Here is a 12,074-nt window from a genome sequence, read left to right as displayed (position 1 = left end):
CGCCCGCTATGGCCGCTGCTGCGTAGGCTCGGTCTGCATGGGTATGAGGCTGTCGGATTGGCGCAGCGGCTGAGCGGGATCGACCAGCAGGATGCTGAGCGCAATCAACACCAGCGCCAGAATCAGAATGATACCGATCAGAAGTGGACGAATCGCGGTCATATCGGTTCTCCAACCTCCCCAGCCCAGCGCAACGGCGCGACAGGGATTTCGAGACAACCACCCCAGTCTAACGTCAAACGTTAAGCAAAGTTTGATGTTTCCGCACTTATTCCGGTTTTTCCAATCAATTCTCGGGCGGAACATAGCCCTCATCTCACGCTTGTTTGAATGGCGAACGGCAGAGCCGGCGCATAGGATCGTTGTGTCGATGGCCCCGCCCGCCAATCCCCGCAAGGATATCCCACTGGCCGGCTTAGCATCGCATCAAACACGACCGGCTCACCGCTCGGCCGATATCTCAAGGAGACACTGCCATGCATCGCAAACGCCTGATCACGGGTGCGCTGACGCTCACCGTCGCAATGTTCGCCGCGCTGCAAAGCGTTGATGCCGCCGAACGCGTCAGGGTACGCGGCACCGTCGAAAGCCTCGATGGCGACACGCTCAAGGTCAAATCCCGTGACGGCAATGACGTGACGGTTGCGCTGAAATCCGGCTGGAACGTCAGCGGCGTCGTCCAGGCAGCCGTCGATGACATCAAGCCGGGCGATTTCGTCGGCATCGCTTCGCAGCCGACTGACAGCGGCATCAACGGCGCCATAGAAGTCGTCATCTTCCCGGCAGCATTGAAGGGAACGGGAGAGGGCGATCGCCCCTGGGATTCAAAGCCGAACAGCTCCATGACCAATGCGACGGTCGCCAATGCCGTGACCTCGGTGAATGGCCCGACATTGACGCTCACCTACAAGGGCGGACAGCGCAAGATCAACATTCCCAAGGGCACGCCCGTCGTGACGCTGGCAACCGCCACGAAAGCGGATCTGAAGCCCGGTGCCGGTGTTTTCATCACCGGAGAGCAAACTGACGCTACGACCGTATCAGCCGACCGCGTCGCCGTCGGCCTCAACGGCACCGTGCCGCCGATGTGATCGCCAGGCGAACCGGCACACTGAGCGATTGCCTTGAACTCGGCCTCCAAAAGTAAGACCTCTGCTTCAGAGATCATTACCGAGGCGCGCATGAGCACGACCGTAACAGCAAAGGGACAGGTCACGATTCCCAAGGCCGTTCGCGACATGCTGGGAATCGGACCTGGCAGCCAGGTCGATTTTCGCCGGCCGGCAAGCAAGTCAGCCGGTTTGCCAAGTTTCGCGGGCATTCCGGAAAGGGCATGAGCACCGACGAGATCATGGCATTGACGCGCGGCGATGGCTGACGTGATCCTTGTCGATTCCAACGTCCTCCTGGATATCATCACGAATGATCCGGTGTGGTTTGATTGGTCGTTGGCGCAGCTTGATGGCGCAAGCCTTCTCGGCCCTCTTTGCATCAACGATGTCGTCTATGCCGAGATCTCGGTTCGCTAGGATAGAATAGAAGATCTCGACGCCATGCTCGCGGAAACCGGCATCGAGATCATGCCCATCCCGCGGGCAGCGCTCTTCCTCGCAGCCAAGGTTTTCACCCAATATCGCAAACCGGGCGGGACACGCGGCGGTGTCCCGCCCGATTTTTTCATTGGTGCTCATGCGGCCGTTAGCGGCCTGTCCCTGCTGACCCGCGACACGAAGCGCTTCCAGACTTATTTCAAGTCACTCACGCTCATCAGTCCAACGACCTAAGCGCGGAGCAGGAAACCCTACTCCGCCGCCTGCGCATGCGGACGATGATCGATCGCCTCGTCCTCGTCGTCTTCCGGTTTCGGCTGCTTCCAGGCGATCAGGCGGTAGAACATCGGGATGAAGAAAGTGGCGATGAAGGTTGCCGCCAGCATGCCGCCGATGACGCCGGTGCCGATTGCATGACGGCTGGCCGAACCGGCGCCGGTGCTGATGGCGAGCGGGACGACGCCGAGGATGAAGGCAAGCGATGTCATCACGATCGGGCGGAAGCGCAGCCGCGCCGCCTCGAGTGCCGCGTCAGCCGCACTCATCCCTTCCTTGCGTTTCAGCACGGCGAACTCGACGATCAGGATGGCGTTCTTTGCCGCGAGGCCGATCAGCGTCACCATGCCGATCTGGAAGTAGACGTCGTTGGTGAGCCCCCGCAGATAGGTGGCGAGCAGCGCACCGAACAGCGCGAAGGGGATCGCGGTGATGACGGCGAGCGGCAGGCTCCATTTTTCATACTGCGCGGCAAGAATGAGGAACACCATGATGACGCCGAAGATCATCGCCTGCGTGCCCGCGCCACTGGTCTCCAGCTCCTGATAGGCAGAGCCCGTCCAGGCGATCTGGAAGCCCTCAGGCAAGGTCTCGGCCGCCACCTGCTGCATGGCCTTGATCGCATCGCCTGATGTATAGCCCGGCGCCGGATTGCCGGTGATCTTGGCGGCGTTGAAGGCATTGTAGCGTTCGAGTTGGTCCGGCCCGATGACGCGCGACACCTTGATGAGCGCATCGAGCGGGATCATCTTGCCGCTGTCGGAGCGCACGAAGACCTGGCGCAGATCGTCAGGCGATTCGCGGAAGGGCGCCTCCGACTGCAGATTGACCTGATAGTTGCGGCCGTAGAGCGTGAAATCGTTCACGTAGAGGCTGCCGAAGGTCGCCTGCATGGCATCGAAGACCGAGTTGATCGGCACGCCGAGCGCCTTGGCCTTCTCACGGTCGAGATCGGCGCGGAACTGCGGGACGTTGGTGTCGAGTGTGGTGCGCACCGCCGCAAGCTCCGGCCGCTTGGAGGCGACCGCGACAAGCTTCTGCGCTTGCTCCGAAAGCCCCGCGACGCCCTTGCCGCTGCGGTCCTGCACATAGACCTCGAAGCCGCCTGTCGTCGACAGGCCCTGGATCGGCGGCGGGTTGAAGGCAAGCACCATGGCGTCCTTGATGCCCATGTTGGCGCCGATCATCGGGCCTGCGAGATTGCGGGCGTCGAGTTCGGGCGTCTTGCGCTCGCTCCAGTCCTTCAGCGTCACGAAGGCAACGCCGGCGCTGCTCTTCAGGCCGCCCGACAGCAGGTCGAAGCCGGAGACCGCAAAGACGTTCTCGACGCCGGGAAGCTTCTCGGTGTTGGCAAGCGCCTCATCCATGACGGCCTGGGTGCGCGTCAGCGAAGCCGCCGGTGGCAGGATGGCGATCTGGAACAGCGAGCCCTGGTCCTCGTCCGGCACCAGCGATCCCGGCAGCGTATAGAAGAGATAGCCGGTCACGCCGAGCAGGCCGGCAACCAGCACGCAGCCGACGATGACGCGCTTCAGGAAGAAGGCGACGCCGGCCGCATAGCCCAGCGTCAGCCGCTCGAAAGCACGGTTGAAGATACGGAAGGGCAGTACCGGCTCGTGATGGCCGGGCTTCAGGATCAGCGCGCAGAGTGCCGGCGTCAGCGTCAACGCCACGATACCGGACAGGGTGACCGAGATCGCGATAGTGACCGCGAACTGCTTGTACATCTGGCCCGCCAGCCCGCCCATGAAGGAGACCGGGATGAACACGGCGCAGAGCACCAGCACGATGGCGATGACCGGGCCCGTGACTTCGCCCATCGCCTTGATGGCCGCCTTCTTCGGCGACAGCTTCTCCGTCGACATCAGGCGCTCGACATTTTCGAGCACGACGATGGCGTCGTCGACCACGATGCCGATCGCCAGCACCAATCCGAACAAGGTCAGAAGGTTGATCGAGAAGCCGAGCAAATACATGCCGGCAAAGGTGCCGATGATCGAGATCGGCACGGCGATGACAGGGATCAGCGTTGCGCGCCAGTTCTGCAGGAAGACGAAGACGACGACAATGACGAGAAGGATCGCCTCGATGAAGGTGTGCACCACCTCCTCGATCGATACTTGGATGAACTTCGTCGTGTCGTAGGGAATCTGATAGGCGACCCCATGCGGGAACGATTTTTGCAACTCGTCGAGACGGCCCTTGAGTGCCGCCATCGTATTCAAAGCATTGGCGCCCGGCTGCAGATAAACGGCGATCGGAACTGCCGGCGTGCCGTTGAGGCTGCTTTGGATGGAATAGCTCTTGGTGCCGAGTTCGATGCGCGCCACGTCCTTCAGCCTCAGCGTCGCGGCATTGGCCGTCGAACGCAGGATGATTTCGCCGAAGCCGTCGACATCGGGCAAGCGCCCCTGTGTCGTCACGGTATAGGTGAAAGCCTGCGGATTGTTGCTGGGCTGGTCGCCGAAGCGACCGGCGGCAAATTGCGAATTCTGCTCCTGGATGGCGGTCGCGACATCGCTCGGCGTCAGATTATATTGCGCCAGCTTGTCCGGCCGCAGCCAGATGCGCATCGAATAATCGACATCGCCGAGCAGGTTGACGTCGCCGACGCCGGGAATGCGTTTGAGATCGTCGATGACGTTCAGAAGCGCGTAGTTGCCGACATAGGTGCGGTCGTAGCGGCTGTCGGTGGAATACATCGCCACGAAGCCGAGGATGGAGGTCGAACGCTTGGTGACGACGACGCCGAGACGTGTGACGTCCTGTGGCAGGGTCGAGACCGCACGCTGCACGCGGTTGTTGACGTTGATCGCAGCCTGGTCCGGATCGGTGCCGAGCGCGAAGGTCACTGTGATCTGCATCGCGCCGCTGTTGGAGTTCGTCGACTGCATGTAGAGCATGTTTTCGACGCCGTTGATCTGCTGCTCCAGTGGAGCTGCAACGGTCTGGGCCACCGTCTCGGCGCTGGCGCCGGGATAGGTCGCGGTGACCACCACCTGCGGCGGCGTCAGCTCGGGATATTGCGCGATCGGCAGAATGCGTATGCAGACGGCGCCCGCAAGCAGAATGACGATCGAGATCACCGCCGCGAAAACGGGGCGATCGATGAAGAATCTGTTGCCCAACATCAGTTCTGCGCCACCTTTTTCGCGTCCTTGGGCGTTGCATCCGCCGTCGCCTGCACAGCTGCGCCCGGGCGCACCTTGATGATGCCTTCGGTAATCAGCTTGTCGCCGGCCTTGAGGCCCGAAAGCACCAGCCAGCTGCTGCCGACCTTCTGGCCGAGCGTTACCGGATTGACGTGCGCCTTGCCGTCCTGGTCGATCGTGTAGACGAATTGCCCCTGGGGGCTCTGCATCAATGCCACTTCCGGGATCGTGATGGCATTGTCGAGCGACACGCCCGTTACCCGCGCGCGCACGAACTGGCCCGGCAGCAGCCGGCGATCGGGATTGTCGACCACGGCGCGGGCCTGCAGCGTGCCGGTCGACACGTCGATCGTGGAGGAGGTGAAGTCGACGACGCCGTCATGATCGTAGCTCGTACCGTCGCCGAAGGAGATTTTGACGCCGAGATTGGGCGCCTCGCCCTTGGCCTTTTTCATGTCGACGAGCCGGCGCACTTCGGCAGCCTCGGAATCCGAGAAGGAGAAATTGACATACACCGGATCGAGCTGGGTGATGTTGGTGAGCAGGCCGGTATCGCCCGTGGTGCCGATCAGGCTTCCTTCGGAGACCTGCTCCAGGCTGGTGATGCCGCCGATCGGTGCGGTCACCTTGGTATAATCGAGATTGAGCTGCGCCGTCTGAACCTGTGCCCGCGCGGCCGCGACCGCCGCTTCCGCCAGCTCCCGCGCCGAAATGGCGTCGTCACGAGCCTTTTGTGTGGCTGCATTCTGGTCGAACAGGTTGATGTTGCGCTTTTCCTCGCGCTGAGCCTGAGTGAGCTGCGCCTGCGCCTGCTGAAGCTGCGCCTGCGACTGGGCGAGCGCTGCCTGGTAGGTCGCCGGATCGATCAGGAACAGCACATCGCCAGCCTTGACCTCGGCACCTTCGACAAAGTTTCTTTTCAACAGGATACCGCCCACGCGCGCCCGCACATCGACTTGCCTAAAGGCGGAGATGCGCGCAGCATATTCGTAGGAGAGCGATACGGTCTGGGGCTTGACCTCGATTGCCGTCACCTGCGGCGGCGGCATCTGTCCGGCCTGCTGCGCGAGGGAGGGAAATGCGCCGAAAATGAACAGTCCGGCTGCGGCGAGACTACTGCGCAGGAGGAGGGAAATATGCATCGTCATGGAAAATCACCGCGATCTCAGACATTTTTGTTGCACCGCAATATACAAACATCCATGAATGATTGTAAACATCAAATCGACGTGACTTTTTGCTCGATATCGTGTGCCGCGCATTGGCGCTTAGATATTAGCGTATGAAATCAAATACATAGAATGAGGCGGATGACCCCCTTTCGCCTCAAGGAGGCTTCGAGGAGGAGCATGCGCAGAACCAAGGAAGATGCCGCCAAGACCAGAGAGGAAGTCCTGACCGCTGCCGCCGCGGTTTTCTATGAAAACGGCGTAAGCGGCTCCAGCCTCGAGAAGATCGCCCAGCGTGCCGGCGTAACACGCGGCGCGATCTACTGGCATTTCAAGGACAAGGCCGAGGTTTTGACGGCGCTGCATAGCGAAATCCGCCTGCCGCAGGAGGCGATCGTCGATCATGCGCTGGAACATGGCCACGACGATCCTCTGGGCCTGATCGAGCAGGCATCGATCGAGGTCGTGCATATCCTGGCGAATGACGAGCATCAGCAGCGCGTCTTTGCCATTATGATCCTCGGCTGCGAATTCACCGAGGATCCCTCCGAGACTGCCCAGCGCATCATCACGGCCAACGCCGAAATGTACGAAAAGCTGCAGAAGCTGATCGATATGGCAGACCAGCAAGGCAAGCTCGCGAGCGGCTGGACCGTCGACACCGCCGCCCGCGCCTTCCAATGCTCGATGAACGGTCTTTTTGCCGAATGGCTGCGATCGGGCAAGTCGTTTCCGGTGGTCGATGTCGGCGAGAAGCTGGTGCGCAGCCTGATCGGCTCGATGCGGCGCAGCCAAGACCGGTAACTATTCGCGGGCGTGCCGCATGGCTTCGGCAAGAGAGATGTCCGACTTGATCTCCCGGGTCGACATCGATGTCACGGTGTGCCGCACGCCGGGCAGCCTGTTGAGCTCCTGCCGCAGCAGCCAGTCGAGCGCCGCCATGTCGGTGGCCAGAATATGCAGGAGATAATCGGCCTCGCCGGTGGTTGCATGACAGCGCCAGATCAGCGGATGGCGTCGCACGGCGGCTTCGAAGACATCGAAACGCTCGACATCGATCGAGACCTGCACGAAAGCCTCCAGGCCGAAACCCAGCCGGGCCGGATCGAGCGCCGTCCTGTACCCCCTGATCACGCCCGCCTCCTCCAGCGCCTTCACCCGCTTCCAGCACGGCGTCTTGCTGAGGCCGACCAGCTCGGCGAGAGCGGCAAACGAGATCCGGGCATCCGCCTCCAGCGCGGCAATGATCTTGTGATCCAGTGCGTCTAATTTCATCGTTCTTTCCATATCGCTGAAAATGATCGATCGTACTCCTGTTTTCCAATTTTGGGTGACAAATTGGAACAATGTTCAAGCTGAAATTTCGTATCCTTCGATAGGAGCAAACATGCTTGGCGGCCGCGGGCCGGATGAAAAGGGAACGAAGATGCAAAAGGAAGAATACTACGCCCGTATCGAAGCGCCCGACATGCGCGACTACGGCGTCTACCTGCAATGCGACAAGCTGCTTGCCTGTCAAAAGCCGTTGAGCGGCATGGTCAACGGCGATGAATTGCAGTTTCAGATCGTTCACCAGGTGGAAGAGCTCTGGATGAAGCTCATCGCCTACACGCTGGTCGACGTCATCGGCTTCATGGAGGAGCGCAACACGCACCGCGTCGTAACCCTCATGGGCCGCGTGCATCGGCTCATGCGCATGATGACGACCCAGCTCGACCTCCTGGAAACCATGTCGCCAAAGGAATACCAGGAAATCCGCCTGCAGCTCGGCAATGGCAGCGGCCAGGAATCGCCCGGCTTCAAGTTCCTGCTGCGCATGCCGCCAGATCTCTGGCACGCCTTCAAGGCGCACTATCTCGATGCCGCCGGACTGACGATCGAGGATATCTACGACGGCAAATACGATCACGGCGACAGCTACGTGGTCGCGGAAGCCCTGGTGGAATTCGACGAACTGTTCCAGAAATTTCGCGCCAACCACATCTATCTCATCCAGCGCTCCATCGGGCTCGGCTCCAAATCCCTGAAAGGCCGGCCGGTTGACTTGTTGCAGGCCGGCGCCCGTCACCGCTTCTTTCCCGATCTCTGGGATATCCGCGCTGAGATGACAGATCGCTGGGGCAGCCAATATGGTGTGGTCCGGGATTCCATTTCCAAGCACGACGCCGCCGAATAGGCGACGGCTGAAAGCAACCTTCCGCCGCGCGGCATCACGCGACGGAAGGTTTTCACTGCCCGCGCACAAGCGCGACAGTGGGGTTGGCGCGATATATGTCCCCCTCACAAGGCGCGTCGTTATCGCCTATAGTCGACGACCATCTTTCCGACGGCGGACCCTCCTTCCACGAGCGTGGAACCCTCTCCTCCCCACAATAACAGCGACGTCAACTCCGGCGGCAACGGCATAGGCAAGGTGCTTTGCTGCCCGATAAAATGCCAAAACCATGAAATATAGCCTATTGCATAATGTTGATATCCAGCATATTTGTTTAGTCACTTCAAAATTCGATCCTCCCGGAGTCCGCATGACGCAAATTCAGGAAGCCGCCGCGCAAGACCGCGCATGGAAATTCGCGAGCGTCGACGAGGACGACCGCCCAAGCCTTCCCGAAGTCAATTCCACCATCAAGGTTCCCCATACCGGCACCTGGGTTCGGCGCCTGATCGCCTTCCTCGGACCGGGCTATATGATCTCCGTCGGTTACATGGACCCCGGCAACTGGGCGACGGATATCGCGGGCGGCTCGCAATTCGGCTACACGCTGCTTGCCGTCATCATGCTGTCCAACCTGATGGCGATCCTGCTGCAGGCACTGTCGGCCCGGCTCGGCATCGTTACCGGCCGCGATCTTGCCCAGGCCTGTCGCGATCACTATCCGCGGCCCGTCAACCTGGCTCTATGGTTTGCCTGCGAACTGGCCATCATCGCCTGCGACCTCGCCGAAGTCATCGGCACGGCGATCGCTCTGCAGCTGCTCTTCGGAATTCCGCTGATCGGCGGCGCATTGATCACCGCGCTCGACGCCTTCCTGCTGCTGCTTCTTATGAACAAGGGCTTCCGATATCTCGAAGCCTTCGTCATCGCGCTGCTGGTCGTCATCGCCACCTGTTTTGCCGTGCAGATCGTCGCTGCCGCGCCTCCGGTCGCAGGCATCCTCCACGGCTTCATCCCCTCGCCCGAGATCGTCACCAATCCCGCGATGCTCTACATCGCCATGGGCATCATCGGCGCGACCGTCATGCCGCATAATCTCTACCTGCATTCCTCGATCGTGCAGACCCGCGCCTATAAGCGCAATGACGAAGGCCGCCGCGACGCCATCAAATGGGCAACCCTCGACAGCACCATCGCCCTGATGCTGGCGCTCTTCGTCAACGCCGCGATCCTGATCGTCGCTGCCGCCGCTTTCCACACCAGCGGCCATGCCGACGTTGCCGAGATCGGTCAGGCATACGAACTGCTGTCGCCGCTGCTCGGCCTCGGCATCGCCTCCACGTTGTTTGCCGTCGCGCTGCTCGCCTCCGGGCTCAATTCGACCGTTACGGCGACGCTCGCGGGCCAGATCGTGATGGAAGGCTTCCTCCGCCTGCGGATTCCGCATTGGGCAAGGCGACTTTTGACCCGCGGCCTCGCAATTATTCCGGTTGTGTTCGTGACCGCTATTTATGGTGAAAAAGGTACTGCCAATCTGCTCGTGCTGAGCCAGGTCGTCCTGTCCATGCAACTGCCCTTTGCTGTCATTCCGCTGGTCCAATTCGTCACGAATCGCGAGAAAATGGGCAAATTCGTCGTCTCGAGAAGTATTGCCATTCTCTCCTGGCTGGTCGCGGCAATCATTCTGGTGCTGAACTTCAAGCTTCTCTACGACACCATCTTCGGTTGACGAATCATCCGGAACGCGCGAATCTGGACCTGTGGACGATCACGGCAATTAACAGACTCGTAATATTTGCCTAGATTTCGCCATGATTTGCCCTAGTTTGGGCCCACCGCAGTCTGCAGGGTTCCTCACTTCATGGTCGAAAGTCCATTGCGCGTCCAATTTCCTGCAGAAGCTGCGATGCAGGCGCGGCCGCATCATGAATTTCACATTCCGTTTCTGCCTCGCTCCCCACATCTTCGCCATCTGATCGCGATCAGCCTGGCCGGCACCGCTTCCTTCGGCCTTCTCGCAAGCGTGCTCTATCCATTACTGGCGCATCATACCATCGAGCAGGCCGTGCCGATGCGCACCGCCCAGCTTGCGCGCCCGCAGCCGGCGCTGCGCAAGAGCACGCGCATCGCCGCTGCAAAACAGCGTTTCGATGGTGCCCGTTTCGCGCAGGTGGCAGAGAAGACCTCGAGCGGCGAAACCCGCATTTTCACCTATCACCGCACGACGCTGGTTTTCAAATCGGCGGAATCCGCAAACTCAGACGGCAATCTCGGTGCCATCAACGCCTCTTATGGCGGCGAACGTGCCGAGGAGGTGGTGTTCTCGCCGCCGTCGCTGTCGGATATCCGCCATGGTATCTATCCGCAGACGACGCATTATGATGCTGTTCGGCGCTCGCGCTTCCCCGTTCGCGGCGTTCCGCTGAATGTCAGCGTTTCGAGGGCAACCACGGGCGAGTCTGGCCGCGAGTTCCACAAGCTCGTCTCCATGCCGAAGGACAAGCAGGATCTGCAGGACATCCTGGCATCCGCGGGCCTCAGCAGCGACGCCGGCGATGAGCTGCAACGTGCGCTTGAGACCGACACGGTTTCCCCCGGCGACAGCCTGGAACTGCTGCTGGAGAAGAAGGGACCGAACGCACGCCCGAAGCTGATCATGGCCCGCCTCAGCGGCGACAAGACGCCCGAGCGCGTCGTCGCGCGCGACGATGCGGACAGCTTTGTGCCGATGGCCAATGACCAGCTGTTTTCCACGCTCTATAGCGAAAGCCAGGCCGAATTGCCTGCCTCGACGGAGGTAGCTGCCGTCGACCTCAAGGACGTTGACGGGAACGACGAGACGACAATCAGCGCCAAGCTCGAGAAGGCAGGCCTGACCAGAGAATGCGCCTCGCAGCTCGTCAAGCTTGCCAAGGCCAAGGGCATTTCGCTGACGAGCGTCGAAGATGCGCCCGACAGCGTCGATCTGCTCTTCCGCAAGGCGGAGGAAGGCAAGAACGAGTTGATGTTCATCGAGTTCCATGCCGACGGCGACACGCACCGCTTCTATCTGCACAAGAATAGCGGCGAAGAGCCCTCGGAATTCTACGATGAAGGCGGCCATTCGATCGCCAAGTCGCTTGTGCACCGTCCCGTGCCGAATGGCACGCTTGGCGACGGTTTCGCCTGGCGCATACATCCCATTCTCGGCGTGAAGAAATTCCATAACGGCGTCGATTTCCGCGCACCGATGGGCAGCCCGATCCAGGCCGCCGGCGATGGTGTCGTCGAAAAGATCTCCTGGGAAACAGGCTACGGCAAATATGTGCGCATCCGCCACGACGGCGGCTATGAGACCACCTATGCCCATATTTCCGCAACACCGTCGGACTTGCGCGTCGGCCAGCGCGTCACCCAGGGCCAGACCATCGCCTATGTCGGCTCGACCGGCTACTCCACCGGCCCGCATCTCTACTATGAACTGCGCGTCAACGGCCGCTATGAGAATCCGCTGACGGCACAATTGCCCGCCGGCACCAATCTCACGGGCAAATCGCTCGACAGCCTGCGCTCGCAGGTCAACCACGTCGAAAACATCATGAGCTATCTCGACGTGCCGCCGGCGCGCGACGATCCGCCACCGCCCTTCCCGGGCTTTGAGCCGGGACCTGGGCCTGGCGGCCCGGGACCGAAGCACTTCGGCGCACGTTAAGCCTCCGTCGCGCGCTCGGCTGATTGCGGACGCAGTTGCGCAGATTTACGACCGAGCACTGACAATCGGCGGTGCGCTTCC

At 61.0% G+C, this 12,074-nt stretch carries 9 protein-coding genes and 2 pseudogenes; 7 read left to right on the top strand and 4 right to left on the bottom strand.

Annotation, left to right across the window (positions count from 1 at the left end; all coding sequences use genetic code 11):
* Nucleotides 1-6: 6 nt before the first annotated feature.
* Complete coding sequence (locus FHT29_RS14880) at nucleotides 7-162, bottom strand: hypothetical protein (protein ID WP_167669529.1); 156 nt, start codon at nucleotides 160-162, stop codon at nucleotides 7-9.
* Between the two features lie 314 nt (nucleotides 163-476).
* Between FHT29_RS14880 and FHT29_RS14875 the strand changes: the two genes are divergently transcribed.
* The 3 genes and pseudogenes from FHT29_RS14875 to FHT29_RS14865 all read left to right on the top strand — a co-directional run bounded on the left by FHT29_RS14875 (nucleotide 477) and on the right by FHT29_RS14865 (nucleotide 1,784).
* Entirely contained in the window at nucleotides 477-1,091 is a 615-nt protein-coding gene (locus tag FHT29_RS14875; protein WP_047553853.1) for a hypothetical protein, read from the top strand.
* A 90-nt stretch (nucleotides 1,092-1,181) separates the two neighbouring features.
* Nucleotides 1,182-1,378 (top strand): annotated as a pseudogene (locus tag FHT29_RS14870) (AbrB/MazE/SpoVT family DNA-binding domain-containing protein).
* A gap of 1 nt (nucleotide 1,379) precedes the next feature.
* Nucleotides 1,380-1,784 (top strand): annotated as a pseudogene (locus FHT29_RS14865) (type II toxin-antitoxin system VapC family toxin).
* A gap of 17 nt (nucleotides 1,785-1,801) precedes the next feature.
* On the opposite strand, the gene FHT29_RS14860 reads toward FHT29_RS14865, so the two are convergent.
* Nucleotides 1,802-4,957 (bottom strand): efflux RND transporter permease subunit, encoded by a 3,156-nt coding sequence (locus tag FHT29_RS14860; protein ID WP_168599800.1) that lies wholly within the window; start codon nucleotides 4,955-4,957, stop codon nucleotides 1,802-1,804.
* Complete coding sequence (locus tag FHT29_RS14855; protein ID WP_168599799.1) at nucleotides 4,957-6,126, bottom strand: efflux RND transporter periplasmic adaptor subunit; 1,170 nt, start codon at nucleotides 6,124-6,126, stop codon at nucleotides 4,957-4,959. Before FHT29_RS14855 ends, FHT29_RS14860 begins: the two co-directional genes overlap by 1 nt.
* A 201-nt stretch (nucleotides 6,127-6,327) precedes the next feature.
* Between FHT29_RS14855 and FHT29_RS14850 the strand changes: the two genes are divergently transcribed.
* The gene (locus tag FHT29_RS14850) at nucleotides 6,328-6,951 is read left to right on the top strand and encodes a TetR family transcriptional regulator (RefSeq protein WP_047637713.1); all 624 of its coding nucleotides are present in this window, start codon (nucleotides 6,328-6,330) and stop codon (nucleotides 6,949-6,951) included.
* On the opposite strand, the gene FHT29_RS14845 is transcribed toward FHT29_RS14850, so the two are convergent.
* Complete coding sequence (locus tag FHT29_RS14845; protein WP_037196181.1) at nucleotides 6,952-7,422, bottom strand: Lrp/AsnC family transcriptional regulator; 471 nt, start codon at nucleotides 7,420-7,422, stop codon at nucleotides 6,952-6,954.
* A gap of 151 nt (nucleotides 7,423-7,573) precedes the next feature.
* On the opposite strand from FHT29_RS14845, the gene FHT29_RS14840 reads away from it, so the two are divergent.
* The 3 genes from FHT29_RS14840 (at nucleotide 7,574) to FHT29_RS14830 (ending at nucleotide 11,993) form a co-directional block, all read left to right on the top strand.
* On the top strand, nucleotides 7,574-8,323 hold the full coding sequence (locus FHT29_RS14840; protein WP_037196178.1) for a tryptophan 2,3-dioxygenase family protein: 750 nt from the start codon (nucleotides 7,574-7,576) through the stop codon (nucleotides 8,321-8,323).
* A 349-nt stretch (nucleotides 8,324-8,672) separates the two neighbouring features.
* Nucleotides 8,673-10,031 (top strand): Nramp family divalent metal transporter, encoded by a 1,359-nt coding sequence (locus FHT29_RS14835; RefSeq protein ID WP_168599798.1) that lies wholly within the window; start codon nucleotides 8,673-8,675, stop codon nucleotides 10,029-10,031.
* A 132-nt stretch (nucleotides 10,032-10,163) separates the two neighbouring features.
* Nucleotides 10,164-11,993: a M23 family metallopeptidase gene (locus FHT29_RS14830; RefSeq protein ID WP_168599797.1), complete on the top strand. Its 1,830-nt coding sequence runs from the start codon at nucleotides 10,164-10,166 to the stop codon at nucleotides 11,991-11,993.
* The last annotated feature ends 81 nt before the right edge of the window (nucleotides 11,994-12,074 follow it).

Origin of the sequence: Rhizobium sp. SG741 (genome assembly GCF_012275435.1) — a bacterium.
Classification (GTDB): Bacteria; Pseudomonadota; Alphaproteobacteria; order Rhizobiales; family Rhizobiaceae; genus Rhizobium; species Rhizobium lusitanum.
This window is presented reverse-complemented; position numbering and strand designations above follow the sequence as displayed.

What these genes read in the sequence shown, in the direction of transcription:
- FHT29_RS14880 (WP_167669529.1), bottom strand. Translation starts at nt 162, where the DNA reads ATGACCGCGATTCGTCCACTTCTGATCGGTATCATTCTGATTCTGGCG.
- FHT29_RS14875 (WP_047553853.1), top strand. Translation starts at nt 477, where the DNA reads ATGCATCGCAAACGCCTGATCACGGGTGCGCTGACGCTCACCGTCGCA.
- FHT29_RS14860 (WP_168599800.1), bottom strand. Translation starts at nt 4,957, where the DNA reads ATGTTGGGCAACAGATTCTTCATCGATCGCCCCGTTTTCGCGGCGGTG.
- FHT29_RS14855 (WP_168599799.1), bottom strand. Translation starts at nt 6,126, where the DNA reads ATGACGATGCATATTTCCCTCCTCCTGCGCAGTAGTCTCGCCGCAGCC.
- FHT29_RS14850 (WP_047637713.1), top strand. Translation starts at nt 6,328, where the DNA reads ATGCGCAGAACCAAGGAAGATGCCGCCAAGACCAGAGAGGAAGTCCTG.
- FHT29_RS14845 (WP_037196181.1), bottom strand. Translation starts at nt 7,422, where the DNA reads ATGAAATTAGACGCACTGGATCACAAGATCATTGCCGCGCTGGAGGCG.
- FHT29_RS14840 (WP_037196178.1), top strand. Translation starts at nt 7,574, where the DNA reads ATGCAAAAGGAAGAATACTACGCCCGTATCGAAGCGCCCGACATGCGC.
- FHT29_RS14835 (WP_168599798.1), top strand. Translation starts at nt 8,673, where the DNA reads ATGACGCAAATTCAGGAAGCCGCCGCGCAAGACCGCGCATGGAAATTC.
- FHT29_RS14830 (WP_168599797.1), top strand. Translation starts at nt 10,164, where the DNA reads ATGGTCGAAAGTCCATTGCGCGTCCAATTTCCTGCAGAAGCTGCGATG.